Genomic DNA, 19,334 nt, shown 5'->3' with positions numbered 1-19,334 from the left:
CGTCTAAGGAAGATTCGACATGGCAGGACATAGCAAATGGGCCAATATCAAGCATAAAAAGGCTGCCACCGATGCCAAGCGCGGCAAAATCTGGACGCGCCTGATCAAGGAAATCACGGTCGCGGCCCGCATGGGCGGCGCCGACGCCATCACCAATCCGCGCCTGCGCCTGGCCGTCGACAAGGCGGCTGACGCCAATATGCCGAAAGACAACGTCCAGCGCGCGATCAACCGCGGCAGCGGCGGCGTCGATGGCGCCAACTATGAAGAAGTGCGCTACGAAGGCTACGGCGTGGGCGGCGCGGCCGTCATCGTCGAATGCATGACCGACAACAAGGTCCGCACGGTGGCCGAGGTACGCAACGCCTTCAACAAGAATGGCGGCAACATGGGCAACGAAGGCTCCGTCGCCTTCATGTTCCAGCATTGCGGCCAGCTGCTGTTCGCGCCGGGCACCGACGAAGACAAGCTGATGGAAGCGGCCCTGGAAGCGGGTGCCGACGACGTCATCGCCGATGAAGAAGGCGGCTTCGAAGTGGTCACGCCCGTGCACGATTTCGCCGCCGTCAAGGAAGCGCTGGAAGCGGCCGGCTTCAAGGCCGAAGTGGCCGAAGTCATCATGAAGCCGGCGACGGAAACCGTCTACGCGGGCGACGACGCCGTCAAGATGCAAAAACTGATCGATGCGCTGGAACTGCTGGACGATGTCCAGGAAGTCTTCACCAACGCCCTCATCGAAAACTAGGCACGGGGTAAAAAAGTCCATGGCGGCGTTGCATGGCCTCGCCGTACTAGCCGTACTGTCTTCGGCCATGCGCCTTGCCCTGAACATTTTTACCGCGTGCCAGGCAATATGTTAAACAAGGGCGGCACCGCCGCCCTGCAACCCACACTGAACGAACGGTCCCTATGAAAATTCTGGTAGTCGGCTCTGGCGGCCGCGAACACGCCCTGGCCTGGAAACTGGCCCAGTCCGAACGCATACAGATGGTGTATGTCGCACCGGGCAACGGCGGCACCGCGCGCGATGCGCGCCTGGTCAATCTCGACATCAGCGACCCACAATTGCTGGCCGACTTCGTTCAGCAGGAACACATCGGCCTGACCGTCGTCGGCCCGGAAGTGCCGCTGGCGGCCGGCATCGTCAACCTGTTCCGCTCGCGCGGCCTGAAAATCTTCGGCCCGACCAAGGAAGCGGCACAGCTGGAGTCGTCGAAGGACTTCGCCAAGGCCTTCATGCAGCGCCACGGCATCCCGACGGCCGCCTACCAGACGTTTTCCGACGTCGCTCCCGCGCATGCCTACGTCGACGCCATGGGCGCGCCGATCGTCATCAAGGCCGACGGCCTGGCCGCCGGCAAGGGCGTCGTCGTTGCCATGACCCTGGAAGAAGCGCACCAGGCGGTCGACATGATGCTGTCCGATAACCAGTTCGGCGACGCCGGCGCGCGCATCGTCATCGAGGAATTCCTCGCCGGCGAAGAAGCGAGCTTCATCGTCATGTGCGACGGCAAGAACATCCTGCCGCTGGCCACCAGCCAGGATCACAAGCGTCTGAAGGATCACGACCAGGGCCCGAACACGGGCGGCATGGGCGCGTATTCGCCAGCGCCGATCGTCACGCCGGCCATGCATGCGCGCGTCATGCGCGAAATCATCAATCCGACCATCCAGGGCATGGCCAAGGACGGCATCACGTTCACGGGCTTCCTGTACGCGGGCCTGATGATCGACGACAAGGGCACGCCGAAGACGCTGGAATTCAACTGCCGCATGGGCGACCCGGAAACGCAACCCATCATGGCGCGCCTGAAGACCGACCTGGTCACCGTCATGGAACACGCCGTCAACGGCACGCTGGACGCCGTGGAACTGGAATGGGACCGCCGCACGGCCGTTGGCGTCGTGATGGCCGCCGCCGGCTACCCTGACGATCCCGTCAAGGGCACGCCGATCGGCGACATCCCGGCCGAAACGCCGGACGCCGTCACCTTCCATGCGGGCACCCGCATCGACGGCGAACGCCTGGTCACCAACGGCGGGCGCGTGCTGTGCGTGGTGGGCCTGGGCGACAGCATCAAGATGGCGCAGAAGCAGGCATATGAAACCGTGGAAAAAATCCATTTCGACGGCGCGCAGTACCGCCGCGACATCGGCTGGCGCGGCCTGAAGCACTAAGCACCCAGCACGCCGCTTTGCGGCAAACGGCGGGGCCGGCGCGGAAGTCATCCGCCCCGGCCCCGTTCGTATTGGCGCGCCGGGAAAACCGGCGTTGCGCTAAGATACAGCCCATGTCCAGCCCCAGCCAACTCCACCCCGCCCTCGCCCAGGTGCGCCAGCTCGGCCTGATCACGGACGATGAACTCGACGACGCCATCGCCGAACTGGACATTATCGAACTGCAACGCAGCCATAACGAAGAAGAGGATATCGACGTGCCGGAACTGGCCGCTGACGCGGGGCTGGTCGACACACTGGCATGGCTGCTGCTCACGGACCTGCTGCCGCAGCACGGCTTCCTGCAGCGGGTGCGCGACCTGCCGCGCCAGCATGACGGCGCGGCCCTGCTCGAGCGCCAGCAACTGGCCGCCGACGCGCTGCGGCAAGTCAACCGCCAGGCCATCGACACCCTGTACGACGAGGACCTGATCGACCAGTGGCAGCGCGACGCCGCGCACGCCAGCTTGCCTGCGGACCGCCTGCTCGCCTCGCCGGTTGCCGCCCTGTGCGACATGCTCCGGCAAGGCACCTTGTCCGCGCCCCAATTTGAAGCGCTGCGCCTGCGCGCCCGCCAGCGCGGCTCGGAACTGGCCGTCATCATCGTCGACGCCGCCGCGCGCCAGACCCGCCGCGAGCTGCCCGCCCATGCGCGCCCTGGAACGTGGGTGAAGGCCGCGCTGATACTGCTGGTACTGGCCTTTGCGGCCAGCGCCATGATCAGCAAGCAAGTGCCCACTCCCGCCGCCGCCACCGCTGAGCAGGGCGCCGAACGGCATGATCTGCAGCAGCGCGCCGCGCAGGCCGTGGAAAGTGCGCGCCTGCCCGGCGCCGGACCGGACCTGTCCATCACCGTGGAGCAGGACGGCGCCGCGCCGCCGGCGCGCTGAACCACGGCGCACTTCCCGCGCCGGCGGTGATGATGGCATACTGCCGTTTTGCCACCAATGCGGGGAAACCATGGCCTGGAATGAAGGATACGTGTCGGATATCGAGTACACCAACGGTTTTTACAGCGACCTGAGTCCGCATCACCTCAATTTCAGCTGCATCCTCAACGGCATCGAACCGGTCCCCCTGGACCAGCCCTACACATACTTTGAACTGGGCTTCGGGCGCGGCCAGACGCTCAACGTGCTGGCCGCGGCCAACCCTAACGGCCAGTTCTACGGCAACGATTTCAATCCGGCCCATGTCGCCGGCGCACGCGCCCTGGCGGCAAAGGCACAGTTGGGCAATCTGACCCTGCTGGAGAACAGCTTTGAAGAATTGGCGCAGGGCCGCGTGGCCGATCTGCCGCAGTTCGACTTCATTACCCTGCATGGCATCTACACCTGGGTCAACCGGGAGAACCGCCAGCACATCGTCGACTTCATCGCGCGCTACCTGAAACCGGGCGGCATCGTTTCGCTCAGCTATAACGCCATGCCGGGATGGAGTTCCGCCCTGCCGCTGCAACGCCTGCTGCTGGAGTTTGCCGCCAGCTTCCCCGGCCGCAGCGACATGCAAATGCAGGCTGGCATCGCCTATGTGCAACAGTTGCAGAATCTGCAGGCTGGCTACATCGCGGACAATCCCGCACTCGCGCCGCGCCTCAATGCGCTCATCAACAGCGATCCCCATTACAGCGTGCATGAGTATCTGAACCAGGACTGGGAACCGCTGTACCACGCCGACGTGATGCGCGATGTGGCGCGCGCCAAGCTCGATTTTGCCGGCTCCGCCGACCTGCCTTTGGCCTTTCCGGAGCTGTACCTGAACGCCGACCAGCAAGCCACCATCGACTTGCTGCCCGATGCGGCCAGGCGCGAAACGATGAAGGATTATTTTCTCAATACCAGCTTCCGCAAGGACGTGCTGGTACGGGGCGCGCGCCGCATGGGGGCCGTGCGCCAGGCCGAATGTTACGCCGACGTGCACCTGGCCATGCTGGTACCGCGCGCAAAAATGACCTTTACCTTCCAGACCAAGGCGGGCGTCGTGACAGGCAACGAGCAGGTCTACGGCGCCGTCTGCGACGCGCTGGCCAACGGCCCGCATAGCCTGGCCGAATTGGCCGCACTGCCCTCCTTGCCCGGACAGAGCGTGCAAAGCCTGGCGGAGGTGGCGGCCATGCTCGTCACCGGCGGCCAGGTCGTGATGTATTTCCCGAGTCAGGCGCACGCCGACAGCGGCGATGCTGCCGCGCGCCGCCTGAACCAGACCGTCGGCGCGCAGCTGCGCTACGGCGACGATTACCGCATCCTGTGCTCGCCATTGACAGGCAGCGGTATCGATACGGAATTCATCGACCGGCTGCTGTTTTCGCTGCTGACCCAGGAGCGGGAGCAGCCGGACCTGGCCACCCTGCAGGCGCAGGCGGCCACCGCCATGGCGCGCTGCGGGCGCCGCCTGCTCAAGGATGGCGCTGCATGCGCCGACGAGGCGGCGCACCAGCAGTTGCTCAACGCGGCCATCGAGGAATTCATGCGGGACACGCTGCCCGTGCTGCAGCAATTGCGCGTGCTGTAGAAGGCGCTGGCCGCGGACGGTGTGCGCGGCCAGCCCAAAACCACAGCGCAAGCGCCGCCCTATCACAAAAACGCGTAACAGGGTACAATCCGTCCTTACTTTTTTATTTCGGCCTCGTCGGCCCACGCGATGTCGTCAACTCCCTCTCCTTCGGCCGTCAAGGCTTATTTGCTCGATTTGCAAAGCCGTATCGTGCAGGCGCTCGAAGCGCAGGACGGCAAGCCCTTCCTGACCGATGCCTGGCAGCGCCCCGAGGGCGGCGGCGGCATTTCGCGGCTGATCGAGGAAGGCAATGTGTTCGAGCGGGGCGGCGTGAATTTTTCGCACGTCACCGGCGCCGCATTGCCGCCATCGGCCGCGGCCGCGCGCCCTGAACTCGGTGGCAAGGCATGGGAAGCGATGGGCGTGTCGCTGGTGCTGCATCCGCGCAATCCCTACGCGCCCACGGTGCACATGAATGTGCGCTTTTTCAGCACCGTGAATACCGATGGCGAACCCGTATGGTGGTTCGGCGGCGGCATGGACCTGACGCCGTACTACGGCGACGCGGGCGACGTGAAGCACTTTCACCAGGTGTGCCATGACGCGCTGGCGCCGTTCGGCGGCGAACTGCATCCGAAGTTCAAGCAGTGGTGCGACGATTATTTCTACCTGAAGCACCGGCGCGAAGCGCGCGGCGCCGGCGGGATCTTCTTCGACGACTTCAACGCCCTGGGCTTTGACGACAGCTTTGCCATGCTGCGCAGCGCAGGCGACGCCTTCATCGACGCCTATGTGCCGATCCTGGCGCGCCGCAAGGACACGCCGTACGGCGAACGCGAACGCGATTTCCAGTGCTACCGGCGCGGACGCTATGTCGAGTTCAACCTGGTGTTCGACCGCGGCACCCTGTTCGGCCTGCAATCGGGTGGACGCACCGAGGCGATCCTGATGTCGATGCCGCCCCTGGTCAAGTGGCGCTACGACTGGCACCCGGAAGCGGGCAGTCCCGAAGCGGCGTTGTATACTGACTTCCTCGTGCATCGCGACTGGCTGCAGGCGTGAAGGAAAGTGGTACGGCATGCGTGGCGCTACTCGGTGGCAGCTACGATCCGGTGCACATGGGCCACGTCGCGCTGGGCACGCATTTTTCCAGCCTGCTGCACGCCGACGAACTGCGCGTGATTCCGGCCGGCGCGCCCTGGCAAAAGAGCAAGCTGGGCGCCACCGGCCAGCAGCGCGCCGAGATGGCCAGCCTGGCCTTTGCCGGCCTGCCCCTGCCCGTGGTGATCGACCGCCAGGAAATCGAGCGCAGCGAACATGGCCAGGCCAGCTACACCATCGATACCTTGCGCCAGGTACGCGCCGAGCTGGGACCGCGCGCTTCCATCGTTTTCCTGATGGGCGCCGACCAGCTGCAGCGGCTCGCGACATGGCGCGAATGGCAGCAATTATTTGAATACGCGCATATCTGCGTCGCGGCCCGCCCCGGCTTCGCGCTGAATGACACAGCAGTACCGCAAGTGGTCGCCGACGAGTTTTCGCGCCGCCTGGGGTCTCTGAAAAGCATCCGCAACACGCCGCACGGTCTGACTTATCTGGCACAGGACTTCGCGGTGGATATCTCCGCCACCGAAATACGTGCGGCATTACAACGGGGAAATCGGGCAAACTCGCTTCTTTCCCCGCTAGTGCTAGACTATATTGAACAACATAATTTATACAAAAGCTAAATGGACATCAAAAAACTGCAAACCCTCGTCGTTGACGCCCTGGAAGACGTCAAAGGCCAAGACATCGCCGTCTTCGAAACGAGTCATCTGACCAGCCTGTTCGACCGCATCGCGATCGTCTCCGGTACCTCGAACCGTCAAACCAAGGCGCTGGCCGCCTCGGTGCGCGACAAGGTCAAGGACGCCGGCGGTCAAATCATCGGCATGGAAGGCGAGGAAACCGGTGAATGGGTGCTGGTCGATCTGGGCGACATGATCGTCCACATCATGCAAGCACCTATCCGCGCCTACTACCGCCTGGAAGAAATCTGGGGCGACACTCCGGTCAAGCTGGGCGCCGCCAAGCGCGCGCCGAAAAAAGCGGCCGGCGACGAGCCGAAAAAGGTCAGCGGCCATCTGGCGGCAAGCAAGGCCAATGTGGAAGCTTCGCCCGTGATCGAAAAGAAAGCGCCAGCGAAGAAAGCCACCGCTGCCACCGCCGCCAAGAAAGCCCCGGCGAAAAAAACCACCGCTTCCAAAGCCGTCGGCAAGACCGTGAAAGTCGCGCCTACCAAGACCGAAGCAGCTGCCGTGAAAGCGCTGAAAGCGCTGCCGGAGAAAAAAGTGCGCGCCCCACGCGCGGCCAAGCCGGCAGCCGATGCTGCACCGGCAAAAACCGTGATCAAGCGTATCAAAAAAGTCGAAGCGTAAGCCTCGATGCAGCTCATCATCGCTGCGGTCGGCCATAAAATGCCGGCCTGGATAGAGACGGGCTTCGCGGAATACGCGAAGCGCATGCCGCCGGAATTGCGCATCGTGCTGAAAGAAATCAAGCCGGTGGAGCGCTCCGGCAGCAAGACCGCCGCCACGGCGATGGCGCTCGAACGCGAGCGCATCGAAGCCGTCCTGCCCAAGGGCGTGCGCATCATCGCCCTCGACGAACGCGGCAAGGATCTGACCAGCGTCGGCCTGTCGCAGCAATTGATGGCGTGGCAGCAGGATGGCCGCGACACGGCTTTCCTGATCGGCGGGGCCGACGGCCTCGATCCGCAACTCAAGGCGCGTGCCGAAGGCATGCTGCGCATTTCCAGCATGACCCTGCCGCACGGCGTGGTGCGCGTGATCCTCGCCGAGCAGCTCTATCGTGCCTGGTCGATCACGCAAAACCACCCCTACCACCGTGTCTGAACTCCCCCATGAAAACGGCTGATCACAAGATCTACCTCGCCTCCAAAAGCCCGCGCCGGCGCGAACTGCTGCGCCAGATCGGCATCGATTTCGAATTGCTGCTGCTGCGCAGCGACGGCCCGCGCGGCGCCGACGTCACCGAGGAAGTCCTCCCCGGCGAATCGGCGCTCGACTATGTCGCCCGCGTGTCGAATGAAAAAGCCGCCTTCGCCTGGGACCTGGTGCGCCGCCGCCACCTGACCCCGCGCCCCGTGCTGGCGGCCGACACCACCGTCACCATCGACGGCGTCATCCTCGGCAAGCCGGCCGACCGGGCGGAAGCTGTGGCGATGCTGCAGCAGCTGTCGGGCCGCACGCACGAGGTGCTGACCTCGATCGCCGTGCACTACAAGGATTTCGCCGAACAGCGCACGCAGGTATCGCAAGTGCGCTTCGGCGTGCTCTCGCCCGCCTCGATCGCCGCCTATTGCGCCACGCCGGAACCCTACGACAAGGCCGGCGGCTACGGCATCCAGGGCAGCGCCGCGCTGTTCGTCGAGCATATCGAAGGCAGCCATTCCGGCATCATGGGCCTGCCCCTGTACGAAACCGCACAGTTGCTACGGCTGGCAGGTTTGCCCCTGCCCTGATCCCGGGTATGATGTCATTCGTTGCCTCCACTCCCGCGCCCCCATGAACGAAGACATCCTGATCAATATCACGCCGCAAGAAACGCGCGTCGCCCTCATCCTGCAGGGCGCCGTGCAGGAATTGCACATCGAGCGCACGCTCACGCGCGGCCTGGCCGGCAATGTGTACTCCGGCAAAGTGGTGCGAGTGTTGCCGGGCATGCAGTCGGCGTTCATCGACATCGGCCTGGAGCGCGCCGCCTTCCTGCACGTGGCCGACATCTGGGAAGCGCGCGGCCACGACGGCCAGAACGCGACGCCGGCGCCGATCGAAAAAATCCTGTTTGACGGCCAGGTGCTGACGGTGCAGGTGATCAAGGACCCGATCGGCACCAAGGGCGCGCGCCTGTCGACGCAGATTTCCATCGCCGGGCGCATGCTGGTCTATCTGCCGCAAGACAAGCACATCGGCATCTCGCAGAAAATCGAAAAGGAAGCGGAGCGCGAACAGCTGCGCATGCGCCTGCAAAGCCTGCTGCCGCCCGATGAAAAAGGCGGTTACATCGTGCGCACCATGGCCGAAGACGCGTCCGACGCGGACCTGAAGGCTGACGTCGACTACCTGAGAAAAACCTGGAGCACGATCACGCACGGCGCGCGCACGCGTCCCGCCACCAGCCTGCTGCACCAGGACTTGAGCCTGGCGCAGCGCGTGCTGCGCGACTTCGTCGGCGATGAAACGGCCACCATCCAGGTCGATTCGCGCGAAAACTATGTAAAACTGCGCGAATTCGCGGAAATCTACACGCCCAGCGAACTGACGCGCCTGCAGCACTACACGGGCGAGCGCCCCCTGTTCGACCTGTACGGCGTGGAAGAAGAGATTTTGCGCGCGCTGGGCCGCCGCGTCGACCTGAAATCGGGCGGCTACCTGATCGTCGACCAGACGGAAGCGATGACCACCATCGACGTCAACACGGGCGGTTTTGTCGGCGGGCGCAATTTCGCCGACACGATTTTCAAGACCAACCTGGAGGCGGCGCACGCCATCGCGCGCCAGCTGCGCCTGCGCAACCTGGGCGGCATCATCATCCTCGACTTCATCGACATGGACAACGCCGAGCACCGCAACGCCGTGCTGGCCGAACTGAAACGCACCTTGTCGCGCGACCGTACCAAGGTGTCGGTGAGCAACTTCTCGCCACTGGGCCTGGTGGAAATGACGCGCAAGCGCACGCGCGAATCGCTGGCCCACATCCTGTGCGAACCGTGCCCCGCCTGCGCCGGCAAGGGCCAGGTGAAAACCTCGCGCACGATCTGCTATGAAATTCTGCGCGAACTGCTGCGCGAGGCAAAACAGTTCAACCCGCGCGAATTCCGCATTCTCGCCTCGCAGGAAGTGGTCGATCTGTTTTTGGAAGAGGAATCGCAGCACCTGGCCATGCTGGGCGACTTCATCGGCAAGAAAATCTCGCTGCAGGTGGAGAACGCCTACCACCAGGAGCAGTACGACGTCATTCTGATGTAGCCATGCCCGGCACCACCGCTTTCTGGCGCGACCCGGCGCTACCCCACGTGGAGAGCCGGCGCGCCTGCCACAGCCGCGCGTGCTACAAACCGCACAGCCATCCCACGTTTTCCATCGGCGCCGTCGATTCGGGCGGCAGCATCTTTACGGGCAGCAAAGAGGGCAAGGTGGCTCTTGGCAATGGCAGCCTGGTGCTGGTGCCGGCCGGCTGCGTGCACGCCTGCAATCCCCTGCCTGACGCCGTCTGGAGCTACCAGATGCTGCATCTCGATGTGCAATGGCTGCATATCCACGTGCCGCGGCTGGATGCAAGCAGCGCCAGCGTACTGCACGAACCTGTCCTGTATGCGCAGTTCTGTGCGATGAATGCGCTGCTGTTCTCGCCCGCAGCCGCGGCCGCCAAGCAAGAGGCCCTGCTGGCCTTGCTACACGCCTGTGCCGATGCCGGCGCGGCAATCCCCCTCCCCTCGCAAGCTGCCCGCATCCCGATGCAACTGCGCCCGGTAGTGCAGCAGCTGCAGTCTCAACCGCTGGCCAGCCTGGCGCAACTGGCCGAAATGGCCGGCATGAGCCGCTACCAGCTGATCCGCGCCTTCCGTGCCGCCACCGGCATGACGCCGCATGCGTACCAGCTGAATCTGGGCGTCAACCGCGCGCGCAGCGACTTGCAGGCGGGCAACGCCCTGGCCGACATCGCCTGCGCGCTGGGGTTTGCCGACCAGAGCCACCTGCAGCGCGTCTTCAAGGCGCATGCCGGCATCACGCCGGGACGCTATCGCGGCTGAAGTGCCTGCAATTTTCTTCAATACAGACCGGAGCGTCCCCCCGCATACTCGCGCATCGCCATTGCCGGAGTCGCGTTTCATGCAGGATTTTCTCCTTATCGCCGCTGCCCACTTCCTCGCGCTGCTGTCGCCGGGGCCCGATTTTTTCCTCGTCGCCCGCAGCGCGCTGGCGCACGGCTGGCGCGGCGCCATGCCAGCGTGCATCGGCATCGCACTGGCCAATGGCGTGTTCATCGTGGCGGCGTTTGGCGGCGTCGCCGTGCTGCATCCAGGCAGTCCCCTGTTTATCGCCGTGCAATTGGCGGGCTGCGCTTATCTGCTGTACCTGGGCGGCCTATTCCTGCGCCATGCGGGCACCACGACGCTGACGGCAGCGCCGGCCGCCACGCCCGGCAAGGCGCACTGGCGCAACGGCCTGGGCATGGGTTTCCTGTCTGCCATCCTGAATCCGAAGAATGCGCTGTTCTACGTGAGTCTAGCGTCCGTCGTCGCCAGCCGGCAAACGGGCAGCGGCTCGGTCGTGCTGTATGGCGTGTGGATGGTGTGTGCGGTGCTGGCGTGGGACATGGCGGTGGCGCTGGCCATCGGCAATGGCGCGCTGCGGCAGCGCCTCGCGCGCGCCCTGCCATTGCTGGAACGGCTGTCGGGCGTGATGCTGATCGTGCTGGCGGTGCTGCTGCTGGTAAATGTCGCCAGCAGCAGTGTCTGACGGATCAGGCCGGCAGCGGATCCAGGTAAAAGACGGCGTACACTTTCAACGGCGTGGTTTCCGTCGCTTTTTCCGAGCGCACGACGGAGCAGTCGTCGGCAGCCAGGCTGCGCCAGTTCTGGATGCCGGCCTTGGCGAACATCGCGTGCGCGGGGGCATTCGCGGCCAAGTCCAGCACCAGGCAGGCGTTGCGCGGGCCGGCGCCGTAGTTGACGGCGCGGATCTCGATGCCGAAGGTTGTCATCCACGGTTCCCACAAGCCCTTTTCCTTGCCGGCCGCCATGCGCTCGAGCATGTCGCCAAAGCTCAAGCCTTTCTTGACGGTGCTGCGCAAGGCGGCCAGCGACGGCGCCAGGCGGGGATCGGGCTGCTTGTTGCCGGCGCGGATCTCGGCGATTGCCTTCAATTCCTTGATGATGGCTGCGTCGCGCTCCGTGTAGTCGCGCATGCGCGCGTAAAACTCGGCATCGAGGAAGGGATTGACGGTCAGTTTGGCGACGCCCTCTTCGCGGCGTTTCGGGGAAGGCGTGTTGGTTTTGGTCATGGCGGTAGAGGGCAAGAGAAACGATGAGGGGCGCCAGTTTAACATCATGGCGCGTCGGCGGCGGCGTTAGCGCCGCTTTAATGTTGCGCCTGGCGGGTGCGGGGCGGCCACTACGGCGCGCGCACCGGGCCGCATGAAGCCACGCCGTGGCCCGAACAGGAAGACGGCGCCGGCATACAGTCCCGCCAGGGGGAAGCGCACCTCCCTGAGCAACTGGTGGAAAATGGCGATCGACTGCGCGCGGGTGACGGGCATCTCGGCGCGCCACTGGCACAGCACGTCATGCACGAGGCTGGCATGGTAGGTGGCGGGCAAGCCTAGGTGCTGCGCGCCATCGGGCGTGCCCACATAAAACAGGCCGAGCACGCTGATACAGGGCGAACAGCCATCCCAGGCATAACCGGCACGGATGCGGATCGCCGATTCGCGTATCGTCACCCACTCGTTTTCAAATTCAATGCCTTCGAGTAGCGGCGAGCAATAACCATAGTCACTGCCCAGTGCATAGCGCCAGGCGCTGCCGGGCATGCCGAAATTCTTCGGCATCAGCGGCCTCCCTGCTGTGCATGCTTTTCCGTCGTCTGCATGGCGTTGTCTTGATTAATATCAATATCAAGATTTAAACATACTCTGGCAAAAGAAGGGCAACAAGTGGCAGGCTCAGGCGCGCGGCGGCGCCGTCGACTCGCGCACCACCAGCTCGGGCTTCAGGCGCACGTCGATCACCGGGGAGTCGGGCGAGGCGATGGTTTGCAGGATCAGCCGGGCCGCTTCCGTGCCGATGCCGTGGTGGCGGATGCGGATGGTGCTCAAAGGCGGACGGATCATATCCATGTAGGGCATGTCGTTGTGGCCCACCACGGAAATATCTTCGGGACAGCTCAAGCCCAGTTCGCGGATGGCGTCGTAGCAGCCGAGGGCCACCAGGTCGCTGCCCGTCACCACGGCCGTCGTTTGCGGCGACTGGCGCAGCAGTTCCAGCAGGGCCGCCTTGCCGCATTCGCGCGAATAGCCGCTGCTTTCAAAGACGAACGCTTGCGAGGGGTCGAGTTCGCTGGCCTGGATGGCGGCCAGGAAACCGAGACGGCGCACGTGGCCCGTGGACAGGTTTTCCGGGCCGGCAATGTGCGCGATATGGCGGTGACCGAGCGCCAGCAAGTGTTCCACGGCCAGGCGCATGCCGACCACGTCGTCGCTGACGACGCAGGAAGCGACACCCGTCTCGTCGCTGCGGTTGACGGTGACGACGGGCACATTCTGGTCGATGCACATCTTGATGACGGGATCGTCGCGCCGTGCGGTAGCCAAAATCAGGCCATCGACCTGCTGCCCCAGCAGGCGGTTGATGACGAACAGCTGCTCTTCCTCGTCGGCGCCCACATTGGCGACGATGGCCAGGTAGCCATGCTTGCGCAAGCCCTCTTCGATGCCCAGCAAAATCGGCGGGAAAACAGCGTTGGTGATGTCGGGCAAGACCACGCCGATGATGCGCGACTTGCGCGTGACGAGGGTCGAGGCGGCGCGGTTCGGCCGGTAGCCGAGGCGGCCCGCTTCGGCCAGCACGCGCGCGGCCACCTCGGCGCTGACCATTTGCCGCGTTGCCGGGTTCATCACGCGCGACACGGTGGAAAAGTGCACGCCGCTGGCCCGCGCAACGTCGCTTAAGGTGGGGTTCTTGTTTGTCATGGGCTTCCCGGATCGCAATACTGTGATTTTATCGTAAAAATTCCCCATTTCGTCAAAAACCGAGCAAACGCTTGCATTGAAATAAAGCCGTTGCCCAAAGCGGTTTTGGTACGCTTAAGTACATTCCAGCCTTGACAGCGTGCAAACGCTTGCATACCATGGCTCGGACTTACCACTCGGGCCTGGTTGCCCCTCCCAGAATTCCTATGTCTACTTCGCACAGCAAGCATGCCGAACAGAACGGCGAAACCTTCAACCTGAAAGAAGCCGCCCTCGCCTATCACGCACAACCCCGCGCAGGCAAGATTTCCGTCACGCCCACCAAACCACTGGGCGACGCCCGCGCCCTGACCCTGGCGTACTCGCCGGGCGTGGCCTTCGCCTGCGAAGCCATCGTGGAAGATCCGCGCACGGCCGGCACCTACACGTCGCGCAGCAACCTGGTGGCCGTGATCACCAATGGCACGGCCGTACTGGGCCTGGGCGATATCGGCCCGCTGGCCAGCAAACCGGTGATGGAAGGCAAAGCTTGCCTGTTCAAGCAGTTCGCCGATGTCGATGTGTTCGACATCGAGCTGGCCGAGAACGACCCCGACCTGTTCATCGACACTGTGGTGCGCATGGAGCCGACCTTCGGCGGCATCAACCTGGAAGACATCAAGGCGCCCGACTGCTTCTACATCGAACAGCAATTGCGCAAGCGCATGAACATTCCCGTCTTCCACGACGACCAGCACGGCACGGCCATCATCGTCGCGGCCGGCATCCTGAACGGCCTGGAGCTGGTGGGCAAGGATATCGGCAATGTGAAAGTGGCCGTCTCGGGCGCCGGCGCGGCCTCGATCGCCTGCCTGGACTTGCTCGTCTCGCTGGGCCTGAACAAGTCGCTGCTGAAAGTGTGCGACAGCCAGGGCGTGATCTACCCGGGCCGCGATGCCAACATGGAAGAGAACAAGGCGCGCTACGCGAACGATACGAGCGACCGCGACCTGGCCGACGCCATGGTCGGCGCCGACATCTTCATCGGCGTCTCGAAGGGCGGCGTGGTCAGCGCACAGATGGTCGAATCGATGGCCGCCAAGCCTTTGATCTTCGCCCTGGCCAATCCGCATCCGGAAATTGCCCCGGAGAAAGTGCACGCCGTGCGCGACGACGCCATCGTGGCGACGGGCCGCTCGGATTATCCGAACCAGATCAACAATGTGCTGTGCTTCCCGTACATCTTCCGCGGCGCGCTCGACGTGGGCGCCACCACCATCAATGAAGAGATGAAGCTGGCCTGCGTGCGCGCCATTGCCGCGCTGGCCAAGGAGCCGTTGCCAGGCCACGAGAGCAGCGCCCTGACGCCGTTGCAACTGATCCCGTCACCGTTCGACGAGCGTCTGCGCAGCTGGGTCGCGCCTGCCGTGTCCCAAGCGGCCATCGCTACCGGCGTAGCCACGCGCGTGCCGGCTACCGCCTGATGCGCAAGGCAAGGCCCGCCTTGCCTTGACAAAATTACAGCAAGTTACCATTGCTTACAAAAAAACCATGGCCAAAAAAACCATGGTTTTTTCGTTTCTGCCCGTGGAGACACTCAAATCCTTATTTAATAAGCAGATACTATGCGGGCATTCTTGCATGAACCTTCGATTACAATGGCGACTACTTTATGTTGCTACAGTTGCCAGTATGGCGATAATACGCATTACCAAGGATATTCATGCTCGGCCTGACTTCTGTTTGTGTTTTTCTTTTTTCTGCATTGTCATTGGCTGTGACCAGCGGATATTCATGGGGCGCCGTGGCCCTTCTGCTTGCGAGTACCTGTCTGCTATGGAAACGCCCCCGCCTGAACCTGCAGCGCCGGGATTATCTGCTGCTGGGCACGCTGCTATTGTATTTCTTCGTTTTCACGGCGAACATGCTGTATCACGCTGATCCAACGCGCGAACTCGACATGCCACTACGTGCGCTACTGGCCACACCGGTACTGCTGTTACTACTTGCCTATCCACCTCGCCCCGCAGCGTGGTGGGGTGGCGTTGCCATCGGCGCCATCTGCGGTGCCGCTTTAGCTTCCTGGCAAATTCTCGTGCTGGAGATGTACCGTCCACAAGCGGCCACCAGCAATGCCATTCACTATGGCAACGTCAGCATACTGCTTGGCATGCTATCGTTGTGCGGCCTGGACTGGGCACGCACGCAGAGCCGTCACCTGGCATGGAGCATGTTATTGCTGGCCGGTGGACTGACTGGCATCGTGGGATCCATCATCAGCGTCAGCCGCGGAGGTTGGCTGGCACTTCCCGTCTGCGCCTGTCTTTTTCTATACCACTACTCGAAAGGCCGCGGAGCACGCTACGTGGCCGCCCTGCTGAGCGCACTCCTGGCCGTGTCCACACTGGCTTATACGCTTCCGAACTCGCGCGTACCTGAACGCATAGCAATAGCGATGAGTGAAATAGAACAGTTTCAGGACAGCGACACGGTGACCACATCCATCGGCCAGCGCATCGAAATGTGGCGTACCGCATGGGCTCTTTCCGATGAGCATATCTGGCTTGGCATGGGGCGCAGCGGCTACCTTGCCGCCAAGCAAACGCTTGCGGAGGGGGGCAAAATGGACGCCAGCATCAAAGACTACACCAACGCCCACAATGATTACCTCGATGCACTCGTCAAACGCGGCATCGTCGGCGTACTGGCCTTATTGGCGCTCTTCCTCGTGCCGTTGGCTCTGTTTGTGCGAGCACTGCGTCACGGCCCTGGCAGCGCCAGGCCGTTCGCGCTGGCCGGCGTGGTGCTATGCACCTGCTACCTGATTTTTGGCCTTACGACGAGCTCGCTCACCCTGAATATCGGCATCATCATGCTGGTCTTCCCGATGGTGATATTGTGGGCCCTGTTGCGCCAGCAAGAGCGCACCGCTTGAGCTCGTTTTTCGCCTGACCGTTTTTGCTGTCCCCTGCAAGGAATCATACCGATGCTCACGCCCGACCTGAAGCGCCTTACCGCGCTGCACGCGCCCTATAAGAAACACCTGGCCCTGGCCCTGCTGGCGATGGTCGTCACGGCGGGCACGGAACCGCTGCTGCCGTATGCGCTCAAGCTGCTGCTCGACAATGGTTTTGGCGGCAAAGTGCGTTTTTCCTTCTGGCTGGTGCCGCTGATCGTCATCGGCATCTTTGCCATCCGCGGCGCGTCGACGTTTGCCAGCAGCTACCTGATGAGCTATGTCTCCACGCGCATCCTCAACGAATTGCGGCGCCGGATGTTTGCCAGCATGCTGAACTTGCCCATCGACTTCTACAACACGCACACGGTGGGCAAGGTCATCAACTCCATCATGTTCGAGGTGCAGCAGATCATCGAGATGGTGACCAAGGTGTTTACCTCGATCGTGCGCTCCTCGCTGACCGTGCTGGGCTTGCTGGCATGGCTGCTGTACCTGAACTGGGCACTGACCCTGGTGACCCTGGTGCTGCTGCCCGTGCTGACCATCGTCGTGCGCACCACGGGCAAGCGCCTGAAAAAACTCAACCGCGACTCGCTGGCCGTCAATGCCGAGCTGACCCAGGTCATCGAAGAAACCACGCGCGCGCAGCAAGTGATCAAGATCTTCGGCGGCCAGGCCTACGAGAAAGCGCGCTTCGAAGAGCGCGCCGAACAATTGCGCCGCTACAGCATGCGCATGACCACGACCTTTTCCGCCACCGTGCCCATCACGCAGGTGATCACGGCCGCCGCCGTGGCCCTGGTCATCGTGATGGCCCTGTTCCAGTCGGAGCAGGGGCAGATCACGGTCGGCGGCTTTGTATCCTTCATCACGGCCATGCTGATGCTGCTGACGCCGTTGAAGCAACTGGCCGAAGTCAACGGTCCCCTGCAACGCGGCATGGCCGCCGCCGAAGAAGTCTTTTTGCTGATCGACAAGACACCGGAACGCACGGGCGGCAAGCCGCTGGCCGGCCGCAGCAAAGGCCGCATCGAGTTCAAGGACGTGAGCTTTGCCTACCCCGGACATCCGGAACCGGCCCTGCGACACATCGACCTGAACATCGCGCCGGGACAAACGGTCGCCTTTGTCGGCATGTCCGGCGGCGGCAAATCGACCCTGGTCAGCCTGCTGCCCGGCTTTTACTCGGTCAGCAGCGGTGAAATCTTGCTCGATGGACAGAATATCGATGCCATCGCCTTGACCAGCCTGCGCAGCCAGATCGCCATGGTCAGCCAGCAGGTGGTGCTGTTCGACGATACCCTGGCCGCCAATATCGCGTATGGCGATGCGGCCCCGGACCGGCAGCGCATTGAGGCGGCCGCCGCGGCAGCCTTCCTGTCGGACGTCATCGACGGCTTGCCCGACGGCCTGGAAACGCGCCTGGGCGACAATGGCTCGCGCCTGTCCGGCGGCCAGCGCCAGCGCGTGGCCATTGCCCGCGCGATCTACAAGGATGCGCCCATCCTGATTCTCGATGAAGCCACCTCGGCACTGGATACGGAGGCGGAACGGGCCGTGCAAGCGGCACTGGAACACCTAATGCAAGGAAAAACCACCTTAGTTATTGCTCATCGCCTATCAACAATTGAACGGGCGGACCGTATCGTGGTATTGTCACATGGGAAAATAATGGAAACCGGCAGTCACCAGCAATTATTGGACGCCAACGGCGCCTATGCCAATCTGCACCGCCTGCAATTTTCCCAGCAAGTGGCATGACACCATCCCACCCAGTGGTATGACACCATCGAATGAATACCTGAAATCGTACTGATACATGACGCCCTTGATTCCCGCCGAACTGCTACAAAAGTCGGACAAAATTCTGTTCATCGCCCATCTGGCGCTGGGAGACTTCACCTACCTGCAAAACGGCTTCCGCGCCTTTGCCGCGGCCTACCCGCATATCCAGATCCACCTGTGGGTCGATGAAGTCCGACGCACGTCCGACGCCAAACAATGGGAAAGCTTGCGCACCTATTCGCTGTATGACTGGGTGGAACAGTCGGGCCTGTTTTCCAAGGTGTACCGCAAGACTTACAGCCCCGCGCTGTACGAAGAGTCGCTGCGCGAAGCCAAGGCGGAGCACTATCCTGTCGTCGTGTCGCTGGCCCACGTACGGCCACAGCAATATGCGGACCTCGCCCGGGCCATCAGCCCGCACGGGCTGGTGATCGGCACGCGCAAGCCGTTCAGCCCCTTGCGCCCCTGGCATTACCTGGCCTACCGCAAGATCGATGCCGTGCTGGCCTCGTATGCGGGACAGGATGCCGGCGAACACCATATCAGCAGCGTGTATGCGGACTGGTTCCATCAATTGACGGGACTCGACATTCCCGTGGCCGAACGCTATCCCTTCGTGCACATTCCCGAGCACGCATTGCAGCAGGCGCAAGAGCAGCTGGCCGCCTGGGGCTTTGCCCCGCGCCAGGGTCCGCTCGTGCTATTGAACCCGTTTGCCAAGTCGCACAAGCGCGGCTGGCCCCTGGAGCGCATTGCCGAGCTGATCACGCGCATGCAAGCGATGCCGAAATGGCAGCATGCCTGCTTCCTGATCAATGCCATGCCGCAGGAACTGGCCAAGGTGGATGCCGTCGTGCAGGCGCACAACTTGCCGCGTACGCAGGCCTTCAGTGCCGTCGACAACTTTTTCCAACTGCCGGCCATGCTGGCGCAATGCGACCTGATTATTTCGGTGGAAACATCGATCATGCATCTGGCAAACGCCGTGCATGTGCCCGTAGTGGCATTGATGCGCAAGAAGAATCCTGAATGGGCCCCCTTCGACAGCGCCAACAGCACCGTCATCACGGTGGCGCGGCGCAGCGACTGGGTCAAGGCGATTTCAAGCGATCAGGTATTGAAGGCGATCGCCTAGAGAACTCTT

The 19,334-nt window shown here is 63.1% G+C and carries 18 protein-coding genes and 1 pseudogene; 16 read left to right on the top strand and 3 right to left on the bottom strand.

Annotation, left to right across the window (positions count from 1 at the left end; genetic code table 11):
* The first annotated feature begins 19 nt into the window (after positions 1–19).
* The 12 genes from AC1RBA_RS22710 to AC1RBA_RS22655 all read left to right on the top strand — a co-directional run bounded on the left by AC1RBA_RS22710 (position 20) and on the right by AC1RBA_RS22655 (position 11,237).
* Positions 20–745, top strand: coding sequence for a YebC/PmpR family DNA-binding transcriptional regulator (locus AC1RBA_RS22710; RefSeq protein WP_070224399.1), 726 nt, complete (start codon positions 20–22; stop codon positions 743–745).
* A 164-nt stretch (positions 746–909) separates the two neighbouring features.
* Positions 910–2,178 (top strand): phosphoribosylamine--glycine ligase, encoded by a 1,269-nt coding sequence (gene purD / locus AC1RBA_RS22705; protein ID WP_070287865.1) that lies wholly within the window; start codon positions 910–912, stop codon positions 2,176–2,178.
* A gap of 113 nt (positions 2,179–2,291) precedes the next feature.
* Entirely contained in the window at positions 2,292–3,107 is an 816-nt protein-coding gene (locus AC1RBA_RS22700) for a hypothetical protein (protein WP_492419883.1), read from the top strand.
* 70 nt (positions 3,108–3,177) lie between these two features.
* Positions 3,178–4,728 (top strand): class I SAM-dependent methyltransferase, encoded by a 1,551-nt coding sequence (locus AC1RBA_RS22695; RefSeq protein WP_492419882.1) that lies wholly within the window; start codon positions 3,178–3,180, stop codon positions 4,726–4,728.
* 129 nt (positions 4,729–4,857) lie between these two features.
* Complete coding sequence (hemF, locus tag AC1RBA_RS22690; RefSeq protein WP_070310513.1) at positions 4,858–5,772, top strand: oxygen-dependent coproporphyrinogen oxidase; 915 nt, start codon at positions 4,858–4,860, stop codon at positions 5,770–5,772.
* Between the two features lie 20 nt (positions 5,773–5,792).
* Positions 5,793–6,440 carry a nicotinate-nucleotide adenylyltransferase gene (gene nadD, locus AC1RBA_RS22685; RefSeq protein WP_256267163.1) on the top strand — a complete coding sequence of 216 codons (648 nt, stop codon included), beginning with the start codon at positions 5,793–5,795 and terminating at the stop codon, positions 6,438–6,440.
* Positions 6,441–7,130 carry a ribosome silencing factor gene (gene rsfS / locus AC1RBA_RS22680; protein ID WP_121670355.1) on the top strand — a complete coding sequence of 230 codons (690 nt, stop codon included), beginning with the start codon at positions 6,441–6,443 and terminating at the stop codon, positions 7,128–7,130.
* 6 nt (positions 7,131–7,136) lie between these two features.
* On the top strand, positions 7,137–7,607 hold the full coding sequence (gene rlmH / locus AC1RBA_RS22675; RefSeq protein WP_034747108.1) for a 23S rRNA (pseudouridine(1915)-N(3))-methyltransferase RlmH: 471 nt from the start codon (positions 7,137–7,139) through the stop codon (positions 7,605–7,607).
* An 8-nt stretch (positions 7,608–7,615) separates the two neighbouring features.
* Positions 7,616–8,236, top strand: a complete 621-nt coding sequence (locus AC1RBA_RS22670) for a Maf family protein (protein ID WP_070224393.1) — start codon at positions 7,616–7,618, stop codon at positions 8,234–8,236.
* A 43-nt stretch (positions 8,237–8,279) separates the two neighbouring features.
* On the top strand, positions 8,280–9,743 hold the full coding sequence (gene rng, locus AC1RBA_RS22665; protein WP_492419881.1) for a ribonuclease G: 1,464 nt from the start codon (positions 8,280–8,282) through the stop codon (positions 9,741–9,743).
* Between the two features lie 2 nt (positions 9,744–9,745).
* A complete protein-coding gene (locus AC1RBA_RS22660) occupies positions 9,746–10,528 on the top strand; it encodes an AraC family transcriptional regulator (protein WP_492419880.1) in 783 nt (260 codons plus the stop codon).
* Between the two features lie 79 nt (positions 10,529–10,607).
* Positions 10,608–11,237, top strand: coding sequence for a LysE family translocator (locus AC1RBA_RS22655; protein ID WP_070287857.1), 630 nt, complete (start codon positions 10,608–10,610; stop codon positions 11,235–11,237).
* A gap of 4 nt (positions 11,238–11,241) precedes the next feature.
* Here the strand turns inward: AC1RBA_RS22655 and AC1RBA_RS22650 are convergent, their stop codons facing one another.
* The 3 genes from AC1RBA_RS22650 to AC1RBA_RS22640 form a co-directional block, all read right to left on the bottom strand.
* Positions 11,242–11,781 carry a hypothetical protein gene (locus AC1RBA_RS22650; RefSeq protein WP_230502344.1) on the bottom strand — a complete coding sequence of 180 codons (540 nt, stop codon included), beginning with the start codon at positions 11,779–11,781 and terminating at the stop codon, positions 11,242–11,244.
* A gap of 66 nt (positions 11,782–11,847) precedes the next feature.
* A complete protein-coding gene (locus AC1RBA_RS22645) occupies positions 11,848–12,327 on the bottom strand; it encodes a hypothetical protein (RefSeq protein ID WP_070224388.1) in 480 nt (159 codons plus the stop codon).
* Between the two features lie 114 nt (positions 12,328–12,441).
* Positions 12,442–13,467, bottom strand: a complete 1,026-nt coding sequence (locus AC1RBA_RS22640; RefSeq protein WP_070224387.1) for a LacI family DNA-binding transcriptional regulator — start codon at positions 13,465–13,467, stop codon at positions 12,442–12,444.
* A gap of 206 nt (positions 13,468–13,673) precedes the next feature.
* Here AC1RBA_RS22640 and AC1RBA_RS22635 point away from each other — a divergent pair.
* The 4 genes and pseudogenes from AC1RBA_RS22635 to AC1RBA_RS22620 all read left to right on the top strand — a co-directional run.
* Positions 13,674–14,912: pseudogene (locus AC1RBA_RS22635) on the top strand (malic enzyme-like NAD(P)-binding protein); the annotation flags it as partial.
* A gap of 257 nt (positions 14,913–15,169) precedes the next feature.
* Positions 15,170–16,381, top strand: a complete 1,212-nt coding sequence (locus tag AC1RBA_RS22630) for an O-antigen ligase family protein (protein WP_070287851.1) — start codon at positions 15,170–15,172, stop codon at positions 16,379–16,381.
* Positions 16,382–16,432: 51 nt separating this feature from the next.
* Positions 16,433–18,166 carry a lipid A export permease/ATP-binding protein MsbA gene (gene msbA / locus AC1RBA_RS22625; RefSeq protein ID WP_070287849.1) on the top strand — a complete coding sequence of 578 codons (1,734 nt, stop codon included), beginning with the start codon at positions 16,433–16,435 and terminating at the stop codon, positions 18,164–18,166.
* Positions 18,167–18,224: 58 nt separating this feature from the next.
* The gene (locus tag AC1RBA_RS22620) at positions 18,225–19,325 is read left to right on the top strand and encodes a glycosyltransferase family 9 protein (RefSeq protein WP_070224383.1); all 1,101 of its coding nucleotides are present in this window, start codon (positions 18,225–18,227) and stop codon (positions 19,323–19,325) included.
* Positions 19,326–19,334: the final 9 nt, after the last annotated feature.

Source organism: Janthinobacterium sp. GW823-FHT03B06, from assembly GCF_058796955.1.
This window is presented reverse-complemented; position numbering and strand designations above follow the sequence as displayed.

Excerpts from the sequence above, each read along its gene's own strand:
- rsfS (WP_121670355.1), top strand. The coding sequence starts at position 6,441 with ATGGACATCAAAAAACTGCAAACCCTCGTCGTTGACGCCCTGGAAGAC.
- AC1RBA_RS22700 (WP_492419883.1), top strand. The coding sequence starts at position 2,292 with ATGTCCAGCCCCAGCCAACTCCACCCCGCCCTCGCCCAGGTGCGCCAG.
- AC1RBA_RS22670 (WP_070224393.1), top strand. The coding sequence starts at position 7,616 with ATGAAAACGGCTGATCACAAGATCTACCTCGCCTCCAAAAGCCCGCGC.
- AC1RBA_RS22650 (WP_230502344.1), bottom strand. The coding sequence starts at position 11,781 with ATGACCAAAACCAACACGCCTTCCCCGAAACGCCGCGAAGAGGGCGTC.
- AC1RBA_RS22695 (WP_492419882.1), top strand. The coding sequence starts at position 3,178 with ATGGCCTGGAATGAAGGATACGTGTCGGATATCGAGTACACCAACGGT.
- AC1RBA_RS22630 (WP_070287851.1), top strand. The coding sequence starts at position 15,170 with ATGCTCGGCCTGACTTCTGTTTGTGTTTTTCTTTTTTCTGCATTGTCA.
- AC1RBA_RS22645 (WP_070224388.1), bottom strand. The coding sequence starts at position 12,327 with ATGCCGAAGAATTTCGGCATGCCCGGCAGCGCCTGGCGCTATGCACTG.
- hemF (WP_070310513.1), top strand. The coding sequence starts at position 4,858 with ATGTCGTCAACTCCCTCTCCTTCGGCCGTCAAGGCTTATTTGCTCGAT.
- AC1RBA_RS22640 (WP_070224387.1), bottom strand. The coding sequence starts at position 13,467 with ATGACAAACAAGAACCCCACCTTAAGCGACGTTGCGCGGGCCAGCGGC.
- AC1RBA_RS22620 (WP_070224383.1), top strand. The coding sequence starts at position 18,225 with ATGACGCCCTTGATTCCCGCCGAACTGCTACAAAAGTCGGACAAAATT.
- rlmH (WP_034747108.1), top strand. The coding sequence starts at position 7,137 with ATGCAGCTCATCATCGCTGCGGTCGGCCATAAAATGCCGGCCTGGATA.
- purD (WP_070287865.1), top strand. The coding sequence starts at position 910 with ATGAAAATTCTGGTAGTCGGCTCTGGCGGCCGCGAACACGCCCTGGCC.
- rng (WP_492419881.1), top strand. The coding sequence starts at position 8,280 with ATGAACGAAGACATCCTGATCAATATCACGCCGCAAGAAACGCGCGTC.
- AC1RBA_RS22655 (WP_070287857.1), top strand. The coding sequence starts at position 10,608 with ATGCAGGATTTTCTCCTTATCGCCGCTGCCCACTTCCTCGCGCTGCTG.
- msbA (WP_070287849.1), top strand. The coding sequence starts at position 16,433 with ATGCTCACGCCCGACCTGAAGCGCCTTACCGCGCTGCACGCGCCCTAT.
- AC1RBA_RS22710 (WP_070224399.1), top strand. The coding sequence starts at position 20 with ATGGCAGGACATAGCAAATGGGCCAATATCAAGCATAAAAAGGCTGCC.
- AC1RBA_RS22660 (WP_492419880.1), top strand. The coding sequence starts at position 9,746 with ATGCCCGGCACCACCGCTTTCTGGCGCGACCCGGCGCTACCCCACGTG.